The organism is Aestuarium zhoushanense (assembly GCF_056431045.1).
In genome coordinates this window covers 267,898-287,532 of sequence record NZ_JBWKMA010000015.1, presented here as the reverse complement: position 1 = coordinate 287,532, position 19,635 = coordinate 267,898, and the positions used below count along the sequence as shown (strand labels likewise).

Genomic DNA, 19,635 nt, shown 5'->3' with positions numbered 1-19,635 from the left:
AACGTCGCGCTCTTTGCCTTTGTGCCTCAAATATCCTGGGGGAGCGCGGAACGCGCGGGGGCAAAGCCCCGAAATGAAAAACGGACCCCGGAGGGTCCGCTTTTTTATCCGTATTATGCGGAGCGCGATTGGCGCTTCCGCTCATGCGGATCGAGGTAACGTTTGCGAAGGCGAACAGCGTTCGGGGTCACTTCCACCAGTTCGTCATCGTCGATGTAAGCAATTGCTTGCTCGAGCGACATAACGGTCGGCGGTGTCAGCTTAACCGCTTCGTCGGTGCCGGAGGCACGAACGTTGGTCAGCTTTTTACCTTTGAGCGGGTTCACTTCCAGATCGTTGTCACGGCTGTGTTCGCCGATGATCATGCCAGTGTAGACAGGATCTTGCGGGTTGATGAACATCTTGCCGCGATCTTCGAGGTTCCAGAGTGCATAGGCCACAGCGGTGCCGTTCTCCATAGAGATCAGAACGCCCTGACGACGGCCTGCGATTGGGCCTTTGTGAGCAACCCAACCGTGGAAGAGGCGGTTCATGACGCCCGAACCACGGGTGTCCGTCAGGAATTCGCCGTGGTAGCCGATCAGGCCGCGCGAAGGGACGTGAGCCACGATGCGGGTCTTGCCGTTGCCACCTGGGTTCATCTCGACCAGATCGCCTTTGCGCGGGCCAGTGAGTTTCTCTACGACAACGCCAGTGTATTCGTCATCAACGTCGATGGTGACTTCTTCAACGGGTTCCATACGAACGCCGTCTTCGTCTTTAAAGATAACCTGCGGACGCGAGATCGACAGCTCAAAGCCTTCACGACGCATGTTCTCGATCAGAACGCCCATCTGAAGTTCGCCGCGGCCCGAAACGATGAACGCTTCACCGCCTGGGGTGTCTTCGATTTTGATTGCGACGTTGGTTTCAGCTTCTTTCGACAGGCGGTCACGGATGACGCGCGACTGAACTTTCTTACCGTCACGACCGGCGAGAGGGGAGTCGTTGATGCCGAACATGACAGAGATGGTCGGCGGATCGATCGGCTGCGCAGGGATCGCTTCGTTCACCGAGGTGTCAGCCAGCGTATCAGCAACGGTCGCTTTGGTCATACCAGCGATGGTCACGATGTCGCCTGCTACGGCTTCATCGATCGGCTGCTGGGACAGGCCACGGAACGCGAGGATTTTGGTGCAGCGGAAGTTTTCGATCTTCTTACCGTCGCGCGACAGTGCGTGCAGAGAGTCACCTGTTTTCAGGGTACCAGCTTCAACGCGGCCCGTCAGAATACGACCGATGAACGGGTCAGCAGACAGGGTGGTCGCAAGCATGCGGAACGGTTCGTCTTTTGCGGCCAGCTGCTTTGGCGGCTCAACGTGTTTCACAACCAGTTCGAACAGAGCGGTCAGGTCTTTGCGCGGACCGTCGAGTTCGGTGTCACACCAGCCCGAACGGCCAGATGCGTAGAGGTGCGGGAAGTCCAGCTGTTCTTCGTTCGCGCCGAGGTTCGCAAAGAGGTCGAAACATTCGTCGAGCGCGCGATCCGGCTCTGCGTCTGCTTTGTCGACTTTGTTCAGAACAACAATCGGCTTCAGGCCGAGAGCCAGCGCCTTGGAAGTTACGAATTTGGTCTGTGGCATCGGGCCTTCAGCCGCGTCAACCAGCAGAACAACGCCGTCTACCATGGACAGGATGCGTTCAACTTCACCGCCAAAGTCTGCGTGGCCGGGGGTGTCAACGATGTTGATCCGTGTGCCGTTCCATTCGACGCTGGTTGCTTTTGCAAGGATGGTGATCCCGCGCTCACGCTCAATGTCGTTCGAGTCCATTGCCCGTTCAGCAACAGCCTGATTTTCACGGAACGCGCCGGATTGCTTTAGAAGTTCGTCTACCAGCGTCGTTTTGCCGTGGTCAACGTGCGCGATAATCGCGATATTACGGATATCCATAGTGCAGCCTTAAAAGGAGAGTTGGCTGCGCCTTACCGTGCAATCGCAGCAAAAGCCACCCCTAAAGGGCTTAATGCGTGCCCGTTGTGTTGGAAAAGACGTTAATCACCACAATTCCGCCTAAGATCATCGCCAGCCCAAGGATTGCGGGGAGGTCGAGGTACTGTTTGAACCAAACCCAGCCGATGATCGACACAAAGATAATACCCATGCCCGACCACAGCGCATAGACGATGCCCACGGGCATAAAGCGCACTGTATAGGCCAACAGATAGAACGAGATCGCGTAGCCAATCACGACGACTGCCGTCGGACCGAGCTTTGTGAATTGGTCTGATGCTTTCAATGCAGAGGTAGCAACGGTTTCCGCCATAACAGCAAAAACCAGCGCGATAATATGGGTTGGCATGAACGGGCCTTTAGGTGGCTATATAGCGATCTTTGCGATGGTTAATGGCGATCACGAGGTTCACAACCAGTGCGCCTAAGAAACTGTAGGCGACTGTCGGCAGATCGCGCAAGCCTAGGGCCACGATAAAGAGTGCGGCATCAAACAGTAGTTGTGTCCATCCCGCACGGAAGCCTGTCTTCTCTTGGATATAGAGCGCGAGAATACCGATCCCACCAAGGCTCGATCCATGACGAAAGAGCGCCATAAGCGCCGCGCCTGTGACAAACCCAAAGAGGATCGCGCCAACCGCCGGCGTAAGAGTGGCGAAAACGATATGCGACGGCAGGATGGTCGTCAGAACAGAGAGCGAGGCCACCGCCACAAAGGTCTTGATCATAAACCGCAGGCCCATTCGTTTATACCCGAGCCAATAAAACGGCAGGTTCACGGCAAAGAACACGGGGCCAAAACCCCAGCCCGTTGCATAAGAAATCAGAATGGCGAGGCCCGCCGTTTGCCCCGTGACAAAGCCGAGGTGCGTCAGGACCAAAACACCGAACGACGCCATAGAGACGCCGAACGCGATACCTTGTGCGTCTTCGATGAGAGAGTGTTTTTCGGTGGCAGTCATAATTTACGTTCCAATGTAGCGGTCACGGCGGTGGTTGAAGGCGATCACACCGTTCAAAACCAGAGCGCCGAGAAGCGAAAACCCAACGACCCGTAGCGGGAGGAGTGCCGCAGCCGTAGCGAAAATGAGGATGTCAGCGGCGATCTGCACATAGCCTGCGCGAAACCCCGTTCGGTCTTGGACCATCAGCGCAATCACGCCCAAACCGCCCAGTGATGCATTGTGGCGAAACACGCCCAAGAGGCCGAACCCGCAGAGCACACCAAAGGCAATCGTGCCGAACAGCGGGTCCAGGTGATCAAAGGTCATCAGGTGCGGGATGTAGGCCACCATCACCGATAGGGCGGTCACGCAAATCAAGGATTTGATGGTAAACGCAGCGCCCATTCTGAACCAAGCAAACACGTAGAATGGGAGGTTGATCAGGAAAAACGCCCAGCTGAAACTGATACCTGAAATGTAGCTGACGATCAGTGCGACGCCTGCCGTTTGTCCCGTCACGAACCCCAAAGATTTGAGCATTGTCAGCGCAATAGAGGTGGTAATTAAACCAATCGACAGCCCTTGAAGGTCTTCGAGCGGGGTATGTGGGACACTATTTTGCGGGACAGGAATCGGTGCTGGCATGACCGATATATAGGTCAGTAGTGCTTACCTGTCCATCAGGCGCGTGATCTGCACCACGCGCCTGACCTTTGGTTACCCGATGAGGGCTTTGTTCAGGTATTCGTCGAGCTTTTCGAGGAAGCCAATCGTTGTCAGCCAGCCCTGATCAGGACCAACAAGCAGGGCGAGGTCTTTGGTCATATGACCATCCTCAACGCATTGAACCGTCACACGTTCCAGCGTCTCGGCAAAGCGCATCAGTTGCGCGTTCTCGTCCAGCTTTGCACGGTGTTTCAGCGCGCCAGTCCACGCATAGATCGTCGCGATAGAGTTGGTCGACGTGGCTTTGCCCGCCTGATGGTTGCGGTAGTGGCGGGTGACGGTGCCGTGCGCGGCCTCGGCCTCAACGATCTTGCCATCGGGTGTCATCAGCTGCGACGCCATCATGCCCAGCGATCCATAGCCCTGCGCCACGGTATCGGACTGCACATCGCCGTCGTAGTTCTTACACGCCCAGACAAAGCCGCCATTCCATTTCAACGCACAGGCCACCATGTCGTCGATCAGGCGGTGTTCGTACCAGATACCAGCCTCTTTGAATTTCTCAGCGAATTCAGCCTCATAAATCTCTTGGAAGAGATCCTTGAACCGACCGTCATAGGCCTTGAGAATGGTGTTCTTCGTCGACAGATACACAGGCCATTTCAGAGAAAGACCGTAGTTGAACGACGCGCGCGCGAAATCGCGGATCGAACTGTCGAGGTTATACATCCCCATGTAGACGCCCGCAGACGGCGCATCATAGACGTCGCGTTCGATCACGGTGCCATCCTCGCCAACGAATTTCATCGTCAGTTTGCCAGCGGTTGGGAAGTGGAAATCTGTCGCTTTATACTGGTCGCCAAAGGCATGGCGGCCAACAACAATCGGGCGCGTCCAACCGGGGACAAGGCGCGGAACGTTTTTGCAGATGATCGGCTGGCGGAACACAACGCCGCCAAGGATGTTGCGGATCGTGCCGTTCGGCGACTTCCACATCTGTTTCAGACCGAATTCCTCAACACGGGCTTCATCTGGGGTGATGGTCGCACATTTGACACCAACGCCATGCTCTTTGATTGCGTAGGCCGCGTCGATAGTGATCTGGTCGTCGGTCCGATCACGCTCTTCGATGCCGAGGTCATAGTATTTCAGGTCGATATCGAGATAGGGCAGGATCAATTTCTGTTTAATAAAGTCCCAGATGATCCGTGTCATCTCATCGCCGTCGAGTTCGACAACGGGGTTAGCTACCTTGATCTTGGTCATGGGATGCTCCGCAAACTAAAGTGTTTGCGCGCACATTAGACGAAAGTCGGACGGAACTCCAGAACTGTATGCAATTGTATACAGTTATTTTTGAAATTCTTTCGCAAACCATGGATGGGCACGAATGCGGGTATCGACCTCAGCCCAAACTGCAGGCGCACCCTTTGCGATCTTATCGCCCACGCGTCCGACCAGCTGCGCATAGCTAACGTTATAGTCAGGCCATGACCCGCCGCCGTTCTCAAGGTTTGAGGCCAAAGGCTGCACGCGGTCGATAGACTTGGCAAAGATCGCGTCATCGCTTTCCGCCGCCTCAAACTCTTCCCAGAGCGCACGTAGTTTCGCACCTTGGGCGGGCGGCAAAAGGCCAAAGAGACGATCCGCCGCCAGTCGTTCGATCTGTTCTTGTTCGGCAGGGTCAAAGTCACCGTGGATCGGCGTATCACCTGCGTCGATCTCGACCAGATCATGGATCAGCAACATGCGGATCACGCGGCCGATGTTCACGGGCTTGATCGCATGAGAGGCCAGCGTCATCGCATAAAGCGCGATATGCCAACTGTGTTCGCCAGAGTTCTCGTGCCGCGATCCGTCGCAGAGTTTTGTCGCGCGGTAGACGGACTTTAGCTTGCAGGCCTCTAACAGGAACGCCAATCGCAGCAGGTAGTCAGTGGACGCGGTCGAGGCTGTCCCATCGAGCATCGATTTCGCATGGGAATAAGCCTCAGGCCAACTCTCGGCCAAGGGACGCGCCCGTCCGGTCGTCAGATTGCCGCGCACGACCTCAACATGATCAGGCACAGGGTTGGGCGCACAGAGCGTTTGATACATCGGCTGCGCTGTATCCAACCGTTTGGCAAACTTAGCCGTTGGGGTTTGGGCGGCTTCGAATTCGTCCCAGATGCCGCGAAACTCTTGGGCTTGGGGTAGGGGCAGCAGGCCAAAGATACGGTCGGCAGCTTTGCGTTCGGCCACGGCCACCGCGTCCCAATCGTGTGCCTCATGGATGGGGTGATCGCCAGCGTCGATCTCTACGATGTCATGAAGCAGCAGCATCGCAATAGCGCGGTCCACGTCCACATCGGGCGCGGTGGTATCGCCAAAGACCAACGCGTAAAGCGCAAGGTGCCAGCTATGTTCGGCGCTGTTCTCCGGTCGGCTGCAATCAATCAGCAGATTGGCGCGGTCTACGGATTTGAGCCTGTCCGCCTCGTTCAGGAAAGTAAACTGAGCGGACAGGGTTGATGTCATTGGGATGATGCCTCGAATTGGGCTTTGCGTTGCGCGAGAAGGTCGCGCGCTCGGGCTTCGGCGCGGCGCACACGGATGGCCGTGTTGAACGCTTCTTGAAGCGTCTGTGACGACGCTCCAAGGATTTCTGCCACTTTGCGAACGATCTGATCGTCCCCGCTGCGGGCCTCGTCTTCTAGCGCCAATTGCGCCAGTTCGTCGGCCATATCATCCAGTAAAGCCATGGATCAGCGCGTGTTTTCCGTCAGGCGACGGCGCACGTAGCCCTGAACAGAGTTGATCATCGTGTCCATGTGCGGGTCTTCAAAGAAGTGACCAGCGCCATCCACCACGTCATGCGTGATGGTGATGCCTTTTTGGTCGTGCAGTTTGTTCACAAAGGTTTCGGTATCTGCGGGCGGTGCCACGCGGTCAGCCGAACCGTTGATGACCAGACCCGACGACGGGCAGGGCGCAAGGAACGAGAAGTCGTACATGTTGGCAGGCGGAGCCACCGACACAAAGCCAGTGATCTCTGGGCGGCGCATCAAAAGCTGCATACCGATCCACGCGCCGAACGAGAAACCAGCGACCCAGCAGTGTTTTGAACCAGTGTTCATCGACTGTAGGTAGTCGAGGGCCGACGCCGCATCAGACAGTTCACCAATGCCCTGATCGTATTCACCTTGGCTGCGGCCTACGCCACGGAAGTTGAACCGCAGAACGGTAAAGCCGAGGTTATAGAACGCATAGTGCAGATTATAAACCACACGGTTGTTCATCGTGCCGCCAAACTGCGGGTGCGGGTGCAAAACGATTGCAATCGGTGCGTCACGATCTTTTTGCGGATGGTAACGGCCTTCAAGCCGGCCTTCGGGACCGGGGAAAATCACTTCGGGCATGGTGCTCCCTGCGCGTTATGTAGGGTGTCGGAATTCTTGACTATAATTCTCGGACACCTTAGAAGGATTCTAAATTATCAGGACGGACGTCCTGTGGGCTGTGTCGGAGTTAATGAGGCAGACCGCTTACGTCAATGATCTTGCGCATGAAATGGGCGTTCTGACAGGGGTATATGTATGAAACTGAGCACCAAAGGCCGTTATGCGGTGGTTGCACTGGCGGATCTGGCCCTTCAGCCCGAAGGATCGCTCGTCACTTTGGCCGAGATTTCCAAGCGTCAGGACGTGTCGCTGCCCTATCTCGAGCAGCTTTTCGTCAAGCTGCGCCGCGATGGATTGGTCGACTCTGTCCGTGGTCCAGGTGGCGGATACAAGCTGTCCCGTCCAGCCTCTGAAATCCGCGTGTCGGACATTCTGACCGCCGTCGATGAAACCGTCAGCGCCATGCACAAAGGGGCAGGGGCATCGGGTGCGAACTCTGGCAGCCGTGCGCAATCCCTGACCAACCGCCTGTGGGAAGGCCTCTCTGCCCATGTCTACGTCTTCCTTCATCAGGCGCGTTTGTCGGACGTGATCAACAACGGCCTTGCGCCGTGCCCTGCCGTTCCTGCCCTGTTCGAGGTGGTGGACGAGTGACCCGCACGTATCTGGATCATAACGCGACGGCGCCATTACGTGCTGAGGCCAAAGAGGCCATGATTGCCGCGATGGATATCGTCGGCAATCCGTCGTCTGTGCATTCAGAAGGTCGTGCGGCGAAGGCTTTGCTTGAAAAATCCCGTCTGCAGATTGCTGAGGCTTTGGGTGCAGGCAATGCTGATCTGGTGTTTGTCTCTGGCGCGACAGAGGCGGCGGCGCTGGCCTGTGCCGGTCGCACGCTTAAAGGTGCGCAGATTGAACATGACGCGGTTGGCGCATGGCTCGATATGTCGTTGCCTGTTAATGCAAACGGCATTGTAACTGTCGACGATCCCACGAATAGCTGTCTGCAACTGGCAAACTCCGAAACGGGAGTCATTCAGAGCCTCCCTAATGGTTTGGCGGTATCTGATGTGACCCAAGGGTTCGGCCGCATTCCGTTTGCCTATAGCTGGGCGGGCGTTGAGATGGTCTTTGCCTCCGCGCATAAAATCGGCGGGCCCAAAGGCGTCGGTGTTCTCGTGATCCCGCAAGGTCACGACCTCAAGGCGCAGTTGTTGGGCGGTGGTCAGGAAATGGGACGCCGTGCTGGGACTGAGAACCTGATCGGCATCGCGGGCTTTGCGGCTGCTGCGGTGGCGGGGCAGAAAGACCTCGCTGATGGGCGCTGGGACGAAGTCGCAGAATTGCGGAATTTGTTAGAGGCACGTATTGCCGATGCCTCAAAAGAAACTATTTTTGTCGGGAATGCCGTTACGCGGTTGCCCAACACCTCGTGCTATGTGACACGGGGCTGGAAAGGCGAAACCCAAGTAATGGCGATGGACCTCGCCGGATTTGCGATTTCAGCAGGATCAGCGTGTTCATCCGGCAAGGTAAAAGCCAGCAGAGTTTTGCAGGCGATGGGATTGGACGAAGTCGAAGCCGCTAGCGCGACGCGGATTTCGCTTGGTCTGGAAACAACGAAGGCCGAAGTGCTGGCATATGCCGATGCTTGGGCTGATCGATACAAAAAGATGCGCGCACGCGCCGCTTAAGAGAGGAAAGGTCATGGCTGCACTAGACCGCCCCGAGTTGGACGTAAAAGAAGGTGTCGATCAAGACACCGTAGATGCCGTTGCAAAGCTTTCGGGCAAATATAAATACGGTTGGGAAACCGAGATCGAGATGGAATACGCCCCCAAGGGCGTAAACCCCGATATCGTGCGCCTGATCTCTGAAAAGAACGAAGAACCAGAGTGGATGACCGAATGGCGTCTGGCTGCGTTTGAGCGTTGGGAGACGATGACTGAGCCCAAATGGGCGATGGTCAACTATCCCGAGATCGATTTTCAGGACCAGTATTACTACGCCCGTCCGAAATCGATGGCTGAGAAGCCCAAGTCGCTCGACGACGTCGATCCGAAACTCCTTGAGACCTACAAAAAGCTCGGTATCCCGCTCAAAGAGCAGATGATCCTTGCGGGCGTTGAGGGCGCTGAGGACTACAAAGAAGGCGAACGTAAGGTCGCCGTCGATGCGGTCTTTGACTCTGTGTCGGTCGGTACAACGTTTAAGAAAGAGTTGGAAAAGGCTGGCGTCATTTTCTGCTCGATCTCTGAAGCGATCAAAGATCACCCTGAGCTGGTCAAAAAATACCTCGGCTCTGTGGTTCCTGTGTCTGATAACTACTATGCCACGCTGAACTCTGCCGTGTTCTCTGACGGGTCGTTTGTCTATATCCCGCCGAACACCCGCTGCCCGATGGAATTGTCGACCTATTTCCGTATCAACGCGGAAAACACGGGCCAGTTCGAACGCACGCTGATCATCGCGGATAAGGGCTCTTATGTGTCTTACCTCGAAGGCTGCACCGCGCCGCAACGCGATACCGCACAGCTCCATGCTGCGGTCGTTGAGATCATCGTCGAAGAAGACGCAGAAGTGAAATACTCCACCGTTCAGAACTGGTTCCCAGGTGATGAAAACGGCAAAGGCGGCATCTATAACTTTGTGACCAAACGCGCAGACTGCCGCGGTGATCGGTCCAAAGTGATGTGGACGCAGGTCGAAACAGGCTCTGCCGTCACTTGGAAATACCCGTCCTGCATCCTGCGTGGTAACGATAGCCAAGGCGAGTTCTACTCGATCGCGATCGCCAACAACTACCAGCAGGCCGATACGGGCACAAAGATGATCCACCTTGGCAAAAACACCAAGAGCCGGATCGTGTCCAAAGGCATCTCGGCAGGTAAGGCGCAGAACACCTACCGTGGTCTGGTGTCGATGCACCCGAAAGCTAAAAACAGCCGCAACTACACCCAATGTGACAGCTTGCTGATAGGCTCTCAGTGTGGCGCGCATACCGTGCCTTACATCGAGGTTAAAAATAACTCGTCCCGCGTGGAACACGAGGCAACCACCTCCAAGGTTGATGACGATCAACTCTTCTACTGCCGCCAGCGCGGTATGGACGAAGAAGAGGCCGTTGCTCTGGTGGTGAACGGGTTCTGTAAGGAAGTGCTTCAGGCGCTGCCGATGGAATTCGCTATGGAAGCCCAACAGCTCGTCGCGATCAGCCTCGAAGGCTCCGTCGGTTAATCTTAACGTTAATTGGTTTTACAGGTAGGCATTCTCATGATCATCACAACCACACCCAGCGTCGAAGGACATAAAATTGTGGCCTACAAAGGCTTGGTTGTTGGTGAAGCGATCATGGGTGCAAACATTGTGCGCGATTTCTTTGCTAGTATCACCGACATTGTGGGCGGACGATCCGGAGCCTATGAAGCCAAGCTCCAAGATGCACGTGACACTGCGATCAGCGAACTTAAAACACGTGCGCTTCAGATGGGGGCAACGGCTGTCGTCGGCGTGGATCTAGACTACGAGGTGGTTGGTGACTCGATGCTCATGGTATCCGTTTCCGGAACCGCAGTTGTTTTGGAGTAGGGTGAGATCATGTCACGACAACCAAGGCAAATGCGGCGTCGCCTCGCGTATCTCAGTAAGATACTGAATACCGAGCGCATGACAGAGATTGTTGATATCGGTTCAAACCCGATGAACACTCCTGATTACGATCAGATGGCCAAGGCTGGCATCGTTCGGGTCACTGGTTTTGAACCGCAGCCTTCAGCTTTTGAAAAACTGAAAGAACAAGAAACTGAAATTGAACGTCATTTGCCATACGCGATAGGTGATGGGGAAGCGTCAGTTCTGAATGTGTGTCGTTCTCCGGGCATGACCTCTTTGTTGGAGCCCGACCCAATGTCGTTTGCCTTTCTGAACCGTTGGGCGCGCGCAAGCCGCGTCATTGAGAAGTTCCCAATGTCGACACATCGTTTGGACGACTTGGATGAAATCGTACATATGGATCTGCTTAAGATCGACATTCAGGGCGGAGAACTGACTGTTTTTCAACATGGCAGAAAGAAACTAAAGACAGCCTTGGCGGTAATGACTGAAGTGGGATTTATGCCGCTGTATAAAGATCAGCCATTGCTGGACGATCAGATGGCTGAACTGCGTGAACAAGGTTTCATGCTCCACAAGTTTGCCTTCGCAAAACAGGTGCCTCTGGGGTCGGGTTTTGAAATTCCACTTCGTCCGAGCGCTCTCAGCAGCCAGCTGGTTGACGGTGATGCAATTTTTATCAAGGACCTTCGTGACCCAGAGAAATGGGAGACTGAAGACCTCAAGCACTTAGCTCTCTTGGCTGACGGTTGTTTCTTCAGCTTCGATTTGGCGGTGCGCTGTTTGTCCATCCTGATGAAGCGTAATGTCATAAGTCGACAGAACATCATCGATTATATTGACCACCTGCAGGTAGCGGAGGTCGTTCAATGACGTCTGCAGCTTTTGGGGTCCGCGAGGCAACTTTGACCAAGAATATGGTCAAAACTAAACACTACTCCGCTGCGTACTTCAAAGAAGTAAACTACGCGGCATGTTCAAGCTATATGTCGGTCGCGCTGCAAGTGGCCGGAAACAAGATGTGGAAGGAAATTTAATGCTGGAAATCAAGAACCTGCATGTCAAACTTGAAGACGAGGACAAGCAGATCCTCAAAGGTGTGAACCTCACGGTCGAGGCTGGCAAGGTCCACGCGATCATGGGTCCGAACGGGTCGGGTAAATCGACGCTGTCTTATGTCCTTTCGGGCCGCGATGGCTACGAGGTCACCGACGGTGAAGCAACGCTTGATGGTGCTGACCTGCTCGATCAGGAACCCGAAGAGCGCGCCGCTGCAGGCCTGTTCCTCGCGTTCCAATACCCCGTAGAAATCCCGGGCGTTGGTAACCTCACCTTCCTGCGCACCGCTGTGAACGCACAGCGCAAGGCACGCGGCGAAGAAGAACTGTCCAGCGCAGATTTCCTCAAGGTCGTGCGTGAACGTGCAAAGACCCTGAAAATCGATGCGGATATGCTGAAACGCCCTGTGAATGTTGGTTTCTCGGGTGGTGAGAAGAAACGCAACGAAATCCTGCAGATGGCGATGCTCGAGCCGAAAATGTGCATCCTCGATGAGACCGACTCTGGTCTCGACGTGGACGCGATGAAACTGGTGTCCGAGGGCGTGAATGCGCTGCGCTCTGAGGGACGTTCGTTCCTCGTGATCACGCACTATCAGCGTCTCCTCGACCACATCAAACCAGACGTTGTGCACATTATGGCGAATGGCCGTATCATCAAAACGGGTGGCCCAGAGCTAGCGCTCGAAGTTGAAAACAACGGTTACGCCGACCTCTTGGCGGAGGTGGAATAATGGCTCTTCCCAAGATCAAGGCCGACGCGACCGACGCGCGTCTAGCGGCCCTGACCTTGCCGGATGGGGCAGGTTGGGCGACCGAGGCGCGTCAGTCCGCACTCTCTCGTGTGGCGGCGATGGGTCTGCCGATCAAACGTGACGAATATTGGCGCTACACCGATCCGAACTCGCTGACGTCGATTGACGCGCCCGAGGCTGCGGTATTTGAGAACGACGAGGCACCTGTTTTCAACGATCTCGACCGCCTGAAAATCGTTTTCGTTGATGGCGTATTCGATGCCGAGGCGTCAGACGATCTGTCGCTCGAGGGTGTAGAAATCGAACGTCTCTCGGATGCGATGGGCCGCGATATTCACTGGGCCAAAGACCTCTACGGTGTTCTGGAAACCCGTGGTCAAACACCGGTTCAGCGTCCGCTGGCCGCGTTGAACACCGCCTTCGCGACCGATGGGATCGTGATCCGTGTGACCAAAGAGGTGAGCAAGCCGATCAACCTGACCTACTTGCACAAAGACGTGTCCTCTGACGCGATCCTCCACAATTTGGTAAAGGTCGAAGAGGGCGCATCGGTCACTCTATTGGAAAACGGCCCTGGGGCTGCGCGTTTCAACAAGGTGCTTGAGGTCGAAGTCGCTGATAAAGCGTCCTTCCACCATGTCCGCGCCCAAGGTCGTGACCACGAACGCCGTGCTGTGACTGGCATCTTTACCCGCCTCGGCACAGAGTCCGCGTTTAAGTCCTTCACCCTGACCGTGAACGGCGTTCTGACTCGCAACGAGACCGTGATTGAACTCACAGGCGATGACGCGATTGCGCATGTTGCTGGTGCCTGCGTTGGCGATGGCCACGATTTCTTGCACGATGATACGGTGTTCATCACCCACGATGCAGAACGTTGTGAAAGCCGTCAGGTGTTTAAAAAGGTGCTCCGCAACGGAGCGACGGGCGTGTTTCAGGGCAAAATTCTTGTCAAAGACGGTGCTCAGAAAACCGACGGTTACCAGATTTCCCAAGGTCTCTTGCTGGATGACGATTCAAACTTCCTCGCGAAGCCTGAATTGGAAATCTATGCCGATGACGTGGCTTGTTCGCACGGCTCGACCTGTGGCGCACTCGACGATACAGCGCTCTATTACCTGCGCTCGCGCGGTGTTCCAAAGGGCGAAGCCACGGATATGCTGACGCTCGCGTTCCTCGCCGAAGCTCTGCAAGAGATCGAAAACGAGGAAATCGCGGATGAGCTTGGCCAACGTCTTGAACAATGGTTGGGGCGTCGTCGGTGAGCGTCACCCGCGATATGGTCGCCACATGGCGCGGACCGCGTGCGGTGATGGACAAACTTCTGTCCATGGGTCACCGCGAGGACCGCGCCTTGGCTTTCCTCATGGGGGGCTGTGCGCTGAACTTCCTCGCCACATGGCCCTACGCCGTGCGGGTCGAGGAAATTACGGGCGTCAGCTCGCGTGAACAGATCACGGGGGCGCTGTTCCTCTGGGTCTTTATCGCGCCGCTGTTTTTCTACGCCCTCGCCGCTGTCAGCCATCTGGTCGCTAAGGCAATGGGCGGCAAAGGCAGCTTCTACTCTGCCCGCGTTGCGCTGTTTTGGTCCATCCTCGCGACCACACCGCTCGCGCTCTTTTACGGGCTGCTGCGTGGCTTTAACGGTGATGTGGCTGCGACCAATATCATTGGTGGACTTTGGGGACTGTCGTTCCTCTTTATCTGGGTCAAGAGCCTGATTGAGGCTGAAAAGGACGTCTGACATGTATGACGTGAATGCCATCCGCAAGGATTTCCCGATCCTCTCGCGCACGGTCAATAATAAGCCGCTGGTCTACCTTGATAACGGTGCCTCTGCGCAAAAGCCGCAGGTGGTGATTGATGCTGTGACCCGCGCGTATTCCGAAGAATATGCGAACGTCCACCGCGGTCTGCATTTCCTGTCGAACCTCGCCACCGACAAATACGAAAGCGTGCGTGGCGTTGTGGCAAAGTTCCTGAACGCCGCTGATGAGGACGAGATCATCCTAAATTCAGGCACGACCGAGGGTATCAATATGGTGGCCTACGCTTGGGCTGCGCCGCGCCTTCAGGCGGGGGACGAGATCGTTTTGTCGGTCCTCGAACACCATGCGAATATCGTTCCATGGCATTTCCTGCGCGAACGTCAGGGTGTTGTCCTGAAATGGGTTGAACCTGATGCCGACGGCAACCTTGACCCGCAAGCTGTGATTGACGCCATTTCGCCCAAAACCAAACTCGTCGCAATTACGCAATGCTCCAACGTGTTAGGCACCGTTGTTGATGTGAAAACCATCTGCCATGCGGCCCGCGAGAAAGGCGTTCCCGTTCTCGTCGATGGCAGCCAAGGCGCGGTTCACATGCCTGTCGATGTCCAAGACATCGGCGCGGATTTCTATCCGATCACAGGGCACAAACTCTACGGCCCGTCAGGCTCTGGCGCGATCTATGTGCGCAAGGAACGTCAGGCGGAAATGCAGCCCTTTATGGGCGGGGGCGACATGATCCGTGACGTGACCCGCGATGCGGTGACCTATAATGACCCACCGATGAAGTTTGAGGCGGGTACTCCAGGTATCGTGCAAACCATCGGCATGGGCGTCGCGCTCGACTATCTGATGCAAATCGGGATGGAGAATATCGCGGCCCATGAACGTGACCTTCGTGATTATGCGAACGAACGCCTGCGCGGTTTGAACTGGCTGAAACTTCAGGGCAACCCGAAGGACAAAGCAGCGATTTTCTCGTTCACGTTGGACGGTGCAGCCCACGCGCATGACATCTCGACTGTGCTTGATAAAAAGGGCGTCGCCGTCCGTGCGGGCACCCATTGCGCCATGCCCTTGATGGAGCATATGGGCGTTGGCGCGACCTGCCGTGCGTCGTTTGGCATGTATAACACCAAAGCCGAAGTCGACGTTCTCGTGGATGCGCTAGAGTTCTGTCACGAACTTTTCGGTTAAGATTTGCCAAGTGGCGATTTCGCATTGCGACCAGAAATCGCCACGGCTATAGAACGCCCTAGGCACCCGTAGCTCAGCTGGATAGAGCGCTGCCCTCCGAAGGCAGAGGCCACAGGTTCGAATCCTGTCGGGTGCGCCATTTACCTCTGAATATCGAACTCTGGCGGCGCGAGGGTGAAGCCTTCGAACTGGAACGCGGGCGATACCGTGCAGCCGACGAGCGTCCAATCACCAGTTGTTTTCGCGGCCTGCCAGTGATCTTTGGGCACGACGATTTGCGGGGCTTCACCAGCGAGCAGATCAGGGCCGAGGATGTGATCAACGGCTGGTCCATCATCATCCGCAGCCATCGACAGAACGATCGGGGCACCCGCGTAGTAGTGCCAAATCTCAACCGCATCGACCTTGTGCCAATGACTGCTTTCGCCTGATTTAAGCAGGAAATAGATGCACGTCCCCTCGGGACGGCCTTCACCATCAGCAATCCACGTTTCACGGTAATACCCGCCTTCGGGATGCGGTGTCAGGTCCAGGTGCGCAATGATTTCGTCGGATGTCATGTCCTTAGCCTATGACGCAACCAGTCGTCCTACAACGAAAAAGCCCCGCACAAGGCGGGGCTTCTCAATCAGTTGTCGACCTGATTACTTCAGGATCGAACGACCTGCGTATTGAGCGGTCGCACCCAGCATTTCCTCGATACGGATCAGCTGGTTGTATTTTGCCAGACGGTCAGAGCGCGAGAGCGAACCAGTTTTGATCTGGCCACAGTTGGTTGCAACTGCGAGGTCAGCGATTGTCGCGTCCTCGGTTTCGCCCGAACGGTGCGACATTACGTTGGTGTAACGTGCACGATGCGCCATATCGACGGCCTTCAGGGTTTCGGTCAGCGAACCGATCTGGTTCACTTTCACCAGCATGGAGTTCGCAACGCCCTGAGCGATACCATCTGCCAGACGGGCAGGGTTGGTCACAAAGAGGTCGTCGCCAACCAGCTGAACCTTGTCGCCGAGCTTTTCAGTCAGCAGTTTCCAGCCAGCCCAGTCGTCTTCTGCCATGCCGTCTTCGATCGAGATGATCGGGTAGTCAGCGCAAAGAGCGGCGAGGTAGTCAGCGTTCTCTTCAGAGGTCAGCGATTTGCCTTCGCCTTTCATCTCGTATTTGCCATCGATGAAGTATTCGGTCGATGCACAGTCGAGAGCGAGGTAGATGTCTTCGCCAGCTTTGTAGCCTGCTTTTTCAATCGCGGTCAGGATGAAGTCGAGAGCCTTACGGGTCGATTCCAGTGCAGGTGCGAAACCACCTTCGTCGCCGATACCAGTGTTGTAACCAGCAGCAGAGAGTTCTTTTTTCAGGGTGTGGAACACCTCAGAACCCATGCGGATCGCTTCTTTCACGTTCGTTGCCGAAACTGGCATGATCATGAATTCTTGGATGTCGATTGGGTTGTCTGCGTGCTCACCGCCGTTGATGATGTTCATCATCGGAACGGGCAGAACGCGTGCAGAGGTGCCGCCAACGTAGCGGAACAGCGGCTGGCCAGTGTATTCTGCCGCAGCTTTCGCAACGGCGAGCGATACGCCGAGGATCGCGTTTGCGCCCAGACGACCTTTGTTCGGGGTGCCGTCGAGTTCGATCATCGCTTCGTCGATCTCAACTTGTTCCAGAACGTCGTAGCCGACGAGTGTCTCAGCGATTTCGCCGTTGACTGCAGCAACCGCTTCGAGAACGCCTTTGCCCATGTAACGGGATTTGTCGCCGTCACGCTTTTCTACGGCTTCATGTGCGCCGGTCGATGCGCCCGAAGGAACCGCAGCGCGGCCCATGGTGCCATCTTCGAGGATGACGTCGACTTCGACAGTCGGGTTGCCGCGGCTATCAAGGATTTCGCGGGCGTGGATGTCGATGATTGTGCTCATGAAGACAGGTCCTGTGCTGAAATGTCGTTATTTTCGTCCGCTCTATAACCGTCAACTTGACGAAGGGGAAGCGGAACGAGAGCGGGATTCGCGGTAGAACGTATAAATCCCCGATGTAATGACAATAAGAACGCCCAAGAGCATGACGCCATTGATCGAGTCACCTTCGTCAAACACGATCAGACCAACGGCCAGCGCAAAGACAATTCGCGTGTAACGGAACGGTGCGATCACCGCCATGTCACCAAGCCGCGAGGCCATGATCAAAAGATAATACGCGCCCGTGCCGATCAGAACGCCCGCAACGATATAGACCCATTGCAGCGTCGTTGGACGGACGAAGCTCTCGCCGGAATAGAGCAGAATGGCCCAACCCAACGGAACGATGGTCAAAAACCCCCAAGCGGCAAGCTGGAGCGAATGTAGGTGTCCCTTAAGCGCTCGTGTGGTCACATCGCGCATCGCCATACCGAGAACCCCGATAAACGCGAGGATCAGCAGCGGATCGTAGTTCGAACTCCCTGGTTGGATCACGAGGAGAACCCCGAAAAAGCCCACGCCAATCGCGGTCCAACGCCGCCAGCCGACCTTCTGACCAAGGAACAGCGCAGCCCCCATCGTCACAAACAAGGGCAGGGCCTGCATGACCGATGAGGTCGCCGCCAATGCACCGCTCGTGAAGGCAAGGACATAGGCCCCCGTGCCGATGAATTCGCCAATGTTGCGGATCACCACGCCTTTTTCGATCAGTTTGGGCGAGAGGAGGCGAATCCCCTTAGGCAACATGAACGCCCAATAGGCCATCGTGCCGAGTGCGCCGAGGATGATTAGAACCTGACCGGTCGGCATGCCGTTCTCGCTGGCCAGCTTGATAAACATATCCTCAAGCGCAAAGCCTGCCATCGCGATGGTCATCAATATCGCGCCGCGGATGTTTTCCATGGTCTCGCCCCAAATATGTTCGCGCTATCGACTTAACTGGAAATTTGATCAAACGGAATAGAGTGTCGCAACTTAACCACGAAAAAGGGCGGCCCACTGGACCGCCCCGTTATTCGGTTCTGTCAGATCGTTTAACCGATCATCACCAGCGCATGGCGTTTCTTACCAGCCGAGAGCTTGAGCGGCTCGGCCAGATCAGCCGCGCTGAACATACGACCCGCATCCGAGCAAGGCTCATCGTTCACGCGCAAGCCACCTTCAGAGATCAGGCGCTTGCCGTCCTTACCCGTTTTGGCGAGGCCCGAACGGACAACGAGTTGCGCTAGCGAAATACCATCGGCCAATTCGCCCGCGTCGAGCGTCAGCGTCGGTAGATCGTCACCTACGCCGCCTTTTTCGAATACTTCGCGTGCGGTGGCCTCAGCCGCAGCCGCAGCCTCAGCCCCATGCAGAAGGGTCGTGACTTCGTTTGCGAGGATGATCTTCGCCGCGTTGATCTCGGACCCTTCAAGAGCACCAAGGCGTTCGCACTCTTCCACTGGAAGTTCAGTGTAGAGCTTCAGGAAACGACCCGTGTCCGCGTCGGTGGTGTTGCGCCAGAACTGCCAGAATTCGTAGGGCGACTTCATGTCAGCGTTCAGCCAGACTGCACCGTCCTGCGATTTGCCCATCTTCTTGCCGTCCGAGGTGGTCAGAAGCGGCGAGGTCAGGCCAAAGATCTGTTCGTCCACAACGCGGCGCGTCAGGTCGATACCGTTGACTATGTTGCCCCACTGGTCCGATCCGCCCATCTGCAACAGACAGCCATAACGGCGGTTCAGTTCGAGGAAGTCGTAAGCCTGAAGGATCATATAGTTGAATTCTAGGAACGACAGCGATTGTTCACGGTCGAGGCGCGATTTCACCGATTCAAACGACAGCATTCGGTTGACCGAGAAGTGGCGACCGATATCGCGCAGGAACTCGAGGTAATTCAAACCATCGAGCCACTCTGCGTTGTTGAGCATCAGCGCTTTGTTCGGCGCGTCTGTATCGTAGTCGATATAGGCCGCGAACACCTTCTTGATGCCTGCGATGTTGTCGTTGATCTGGTCTTCGGTCAGCAGCGGGCGTTCGTCCGCGCGGAACGACGGGTCGCCCACCTTTGTCGTGCCGCCGCCCATCAGGGTGATCGGCTGGTGACCGGTCTTCTGCAGCCAACGCAGCATCATGATCTGGATCAGCGATCCGACGTGCAGCGACTTCGCCGTTGCGTCAAAGCCGATATAGGCCGGTACCACGCCCTTGCTCAGTGCCTCATCGAGGCCTTGATAATCCGTGCAGTCCGAAAGGAAGCCGCGTTGCATCATGACAGCCATGAAATCGGATTTGGGATGGTAGGTCATCGTCTTGTCCTTGGTTT

22 protein-coding genes and 1 tRNA gene are annotated in these 19,635 nt (G+C 55.9%); 11 read left to right on the top strand and 12 right to left on the bottom strand.

Features of this window, described 5'->3' with window-relative positions:
* Window positions 1-113: 113 nt before the first annotated feature.
* From typA to AC07ED_RS07150, 8 genes are all read right to left on the bottom strand, one after another.
* On the bottom strand, window positions 114-1,931 hold the full coding sequence (typA, locus tag AC07ED_RS07185; protein WP_074038980.1) for a translational GTPase TypA: 1,818 nt from the start codon (window positions 1,929-1,931) through the stop codon (window positions 114-116).
* Window positions 1,932-2,001: 70 nt separating this feature from the next.
* Window positions 2,002-2,340 (bottom strand): DMT family transporter, encoded by a 339-nt coding sequence (locus AC07ED_RS07180; protein ID WP_105235161.1) that lies wholly within the window; start codon window positions 2,338-2,340, stop codon window positions 2,002-2,004.
* A 10-nt stretch (window positions 2,341-2,350) separates the two neighbouring features.
* Window positions 2,351-2,953, bottom strand: coding sequence for a YitT family protein (locus AC07ED_RS07175; protein WP_105235160.1), 603 nt, complete (start codon window positions 2,951-2,953; stop codon window positions 2,351-2,353).
* Between the two features lie 3 nt (window positions 2,954-2,956).
* On the bottom strand, window positions 2,957-3,580 hold the full coding sequence (locus AC07ED_RS07170; RefSeq protein ID WP_105235159.1) for a YitT family protein: 624 nt from the start codon (window positions 3,578-3,580) through the stop codon (window positions 2,957-2,959).
* A gap of 72 nt (window positions 3,581-3,652) precedes the next feature.
* On the bottom strand, window positions 3,653-4,867 hold the full coding sequence (locus tag AC07ED_RS07165; protein WP_105235158.1) for an NADP-dependent isocitrate dehydrogenase: 1,215 nt from the start codon (window positions 4,865-4,867) through the stop codon (window positions 3,653-3,655).
* A gap of 84 nt (window positions 4,868-4,951) precedes the next feature.
* Window positions 4,952-6,118 (bottom strand): HD domain-containing protein, encoded by a 1,167-nt coding sequence (locus tag AC07ED_RS07160; RefSeq protein WP_211096393.1) that lies wholly within the window; start codon window positions 6,116-6,118, stop codon window positions 4,952-4,954.
* On the bottom strand, window positions 6,115-6,342 hold the full coding sequence (locus AC07ED_RS07155) for a hypothetical protein (RefSeq protein ID WP_067547758.1): 228 nt from the start codon (window positions 6,340-6,342) through the stop codon (window positions 6,115-6,117). The genes AC07ED_RS07160 and AC07ED_RS07155 overlap by 4 nt, the downstream gene beginning before the upstream one ends.
* Before the next feature lie 3 nt (window positions 6,343-6,345).
* Window positions 6,346-6,999: an alpha/beta hydrolase gene (locus tag AC07ED_RS07150; protein WP_067547760.1), complete on the bottom strand. Its 654-nt coding sequence runs from the start codon at window positions 6,997-6,999 to the stop codon at window positions 6,346-6,348.
* 177 nt (window positions 7,000-7,176) lie between these two features.
* On the opposite strand from AC07ED_RS07150, the gene iscR reads away from it, so the two are divergent.
* The 11 genes from iscR to AC07ED_RS07095 all read left to right on the top strand — a co-directional run bounded on the left by iscR (window position 7,177) and on the right by AC07ED_RS07095 (window position 15,511).
* The gene (gene iscR / locus AC07ED_RS07145; protein WP_067547762.1) at window positions 7,177-7,635 is read left to right on the top strand and encodes a Fe-S cluster assembly transcriptional regulator IscR; all 459 of its coding nucleotides are present in this window, start codon (window positions 7,177-7,179) and stop codon (window positions 7,633-7,635) included.
* The gene (locus AC07ED_RS07140) at window positions 7,632-8,675 is read left to right on the top strand and encodes a cysteine desulfurase family protein (RefSeq protein ID WP_105235156.1); all 1,044 of its coding nucleotides are present in this window, start codon (window positions 7,632-7,634) and stop codon (window positions 8,673-8,675) included. Before iscR ends, AC07ED_RS07140 begins: the two co-directional genes overlap by 4 nt.
* A 13-nt stretch (window positions 8,676-8,688) precedes the next feature.
* A complete protein-coding gene (gene sufB, locus AC07ED_RS07135; protein ID WP_105235155.1) occupies window positions 8,689-10,218 on the top strand; it encodes a Fe-S cluster assembly protein SufB in 1,530 nt (509 codons plus the stop codon).
* A gap of 36 nt (window positions 10,219-10,254) precedes the next feature.
* A complete protein-coding gene (locus tag AC07ED_RS07130) occupies window positions 10,255-10,569 on the top strand; it encodes a heavy metal-binding domain-containing protein (RefSeq protein WP_105235154.1) in 315 nt (104 codons plus the stop codon).
* A 78-nt stretch (window positions 10,570-10,647) separates the two neighbouring features.
* A complete protein-coding gene (locus AC07ED_RS07125) occupies window positions 10,648-11,466 on the top strand; it encodes an FkbM family methyltransferase (RefSeq protein ID WP_158664513.1) in 819 nt (272 codons plus the stop codon).
* On the top strand, window positions 11,463-11,630 hold the full coding sequence (locus tag AC07ED_RS07120; RefSeq protein ID WP_158664512.1) for a hypothetical protein: 168 nt from the start codon (window positions 11,463-11,465) through the stop codon (window positions 11,628-11,630). Before AC07ED_RS07125 ends, AC07ED_RS07120 begins: the two co-directional genes overlap by 4 nt.
* Entirely contained in the window at window positions 11,630-12,385 is a 756-nt protein-coding gene (gene sufC, locus AC07ED_RS07115) for a Fe-S cluster assembly ATPase SufC (RefSeq protein WP_105235152.1), read from the top strand. Before AC07ED_RS07120 ends, sufC begins: the two co-directional genes overlap by 1 nt.
* Entirely contained in the window at window positions 12,385-13,671 is a 1,287-nt protein-coding gene (locus AC07ED_RS07110) for a SufB/SufD family protein (RefSeq protein WP_105235151.1), read from the top strand. Before sufC ends, AC07ED_RS07110 begins: the two co-directional genes overlap by 1 nt.
* Window positions 13,668-14,150 (top strand): YIP1 family protein, encoded by a 483-nt coding sequence (locus tag AC07ED_RS07105; RefSeq protein ID WP_105236354.1) that lies wholly within the window; start codon window positions 13,668-13,670, stop codon window positions 14,148-14,150. Before AC07ED_RS07110 ends, AC07ED_RS07105 begins: the two co-directional genes overlap by 4 nt.
* Before the next feature lies 1 nt (window position 14,151).
* Complete coding sequence (locus tag AC07ED_RS07100) at window positions 14,152-15,372, top strand: cysteine desulfurase (protein WP_105235150.1); 1,221 nt, start codon at window positions 14,152-14,154, stop codon at window positions 15,370-15,372.
* Between the two features lie 62 nt (window positions 15,373-15,434).
* Window positions 15,435-15,511, top strand: a tRNA-Arg gene (locus AC07ED_RS07095).
* 1 nt (window position 15,512) lies between these two features.
* On the opposite strand, the gene AC07ED_RS07090 is transcribed toward AC07ED_RS07095, so the two are convergent.
* The 4 genes from AC07ED_RS07090 to tyrS form a co-directional block, all read right to left on the bottom strand.
* On the bottom strand, window positions 15,513-15,932 hold the full coding sequence (locus tag AC07ED_RS07090; protein ID WP_105235149.1) for a cupin domain-containing protein: 420 nt from the start codon (window positions 15,930-15,932) through the stop codon (window positions 15,513-15,515).
* An 84-nt stretch (window positions 15,933-16,016) separates the two neighbouring features.
* Window positions 16,017-17,291: a phosphopyruvate hydratase gene (gene eno / locus AC07ED_RS07085; protein ID WP_105235148.1), complete on the bottom strand. Its 1,275-nt coding sequence runs from the start codon at window positions 17,289-17,291 to the stop codon at window positions 16,017-16,019.
* 51 nt (window positions 17,292-17,342) lie between these two features.
* Window positions 17,343-18,233 (bottom strand): DMT family transporter, encoded by an 891-nt coding sequence (locus AC07ED_RS07080; RefSeq protein WP_105235147.1) that lies wholly within the window; start codon window positions 18,231-18,233, stop codon window positions 17,343-17,345.
* Window positions 18,234-18,364: 131 nt separating this feature from the next.
* Window positions 18,365-19,618: a tyrosine--tRNA ligase gene (gene tyrS / locus AC07ED_RS07075; RefSeq protein WP_105235146.1), complete on the bottom strand. Its 1,254-nt coding sequence runs from the start codon at window positions 19,616-19,618 to the stop codon at window positions 18,365-18,367.
* Between the last annotated feature and the right edge of the window lie 17 nt (window positions 19,619-19,635).

What these genes read in the sequence shown, in the direction of transcription:
- AC07ED_RS07100 (WP_105235150.1), top strand. Translation starts at nt 14,152, where the DNA reads ATGTATGACGTGAATGCCATCCGCAAGGATTTCCCGATCCTCTCGCGC.
- AC07ED_RS07130 (WP_105235154.1), top strand. Translation starts at nt 10,255, where the DNA reads ATGATCATCACAACCACACCCAGCGTCGAAGGACATAAAATTGTGGCC.
- AC07ED_RS07110 (WP_105235151.1), top strand. Translation starts at nt 12,385, where the DNA reads ATGGCTCTTCCCAAGATCAAGGCCGACGCGACCGACGCGCGTCTAGCG.
- AC07ED_RS07090 (WP_105235149.1), bottom strand. Translation starts at nt 15,932, where the DNA reads ATGACATCCGACGAAATCATTGCGCACCTGGACCTGACACCGCATCCC.
- AC07ED_RS07150 (WP_067547760.1), bottom strand. Translation starts at nt 6,999, where the DNA reads ATGCCCGAAGTGATTTTCCCCGGTCCCGAAGGCCGGCTTGAAGGCCGT.
- AC07ED_RS07175 (WP_105235160.1), bottom strand. Translation starts at nt 2,953, where the DNA reads ATGACTGCCACCGAAAAACACTCTCTCATCGAAGACGCACAAGGTATC.
- AC07ED_RS07080 (WP_105235147.1), bottom strand. Translation starts at nt 18,233, where the DNA reads ATGGAAAACATCCGCGGCGCGATATTGATGACCATCGCGATGGCAGGC.
- sufB (WP_105235155.1), top strand. Translation starts at nt 8,689, where the DNA reads ATGGCTGCACTAGACCGCCCCGAGTTGGACGTAAAAGAAGGTGTCGAT.
- iscR (WP_067547762.1), top strand. Translation starts at nt 7,177, where the DNA reads ATGAAACTGAGCACCAAAGGCCGTTATGCGGTGGTTGCACTGGCGGAT.
- sufC (WP_105235152.1), top strand. Translation starts at nt 11,630, where the DNA reads ATGCTGGAAATCAAGAACCTGCATGTCAAACTTGAAGACGAGGACAAG.
- tyrS (WP_105235146.1), bottom strand. Translation starts at nt 19,618, where the DNA reads ATGACCTACCATCCCAAATCCGATTTCATGGCTGTCATGATGCAACGC.
- AC07ED_RS07170 (WP_105235159.1), bottom strand. Translation starts at nt 3,580, where the DNA reads ATGCCAGCACCGATTCCTGTCCCGCAAAATAGTGTCCCACATACCCCG.
- AC07ED_RS07125 (WP_158664513.1), top strand. Translation starts at nt 10,648, where the DNA reads ATGACAGAGATTGTTGATATCGGTTCAAACCCGATGAACACTCCTGAT.
- AC07ED_RS07160 (WP_211096393.1), bottom strand. Translation starts at nt 6,118, where the DNA reads ATGACATCAACCCTGTCCGCTCAGTTTACTTTCCTGAACGAGGCGGAC.
- AC07ED_RS07180 (WP_105235161.1), bottom strand. Translation starts at nt 2,340, where the DNA reads ATGCCAACCCATATTATCGCGCTGGTTTTTGCTGTTATGGCGGAAACC.
- typA (WP_074038980.1), bottom strand. Translation starts at nt 1,931, where the DNA reads ATGGATATCCGTAATATCGCGATTATCGCGCACGTTGACCACGGCAAA.
- eno (WP_105235148.1), bottom strand. Translation starts at nt 17,291, where the DNA reads ATGAGCACAATCATCGACATCCACGCCCGCGAAATCCTTGATAGCCGC.
- AC07ED_RS07165 (WP_105235158.1), bottom strand. Translation starts at nt 4,867, where the DNA reads ATGACCAAGATCAAGGTAGCTAACCCCGTTGTCGAACTCGACGGCGAT.
- AC07ED_RS07155 (WP_067547758.1), bottom strand. Translation starts at nt 6,342, where the DNA reads ATGGCTTTACTGGATGATATGGCCGACGAACTGGCGCAATTGGCGCTA.
- AC07ED_RS07120 (WP_158664512.1), top strand. Translation starts at nt 11,463, where the DNA reads ATGACGTCTGCAGCTTTTGGGGTCCGCGAGGCAACTTTGACCAAGAAT.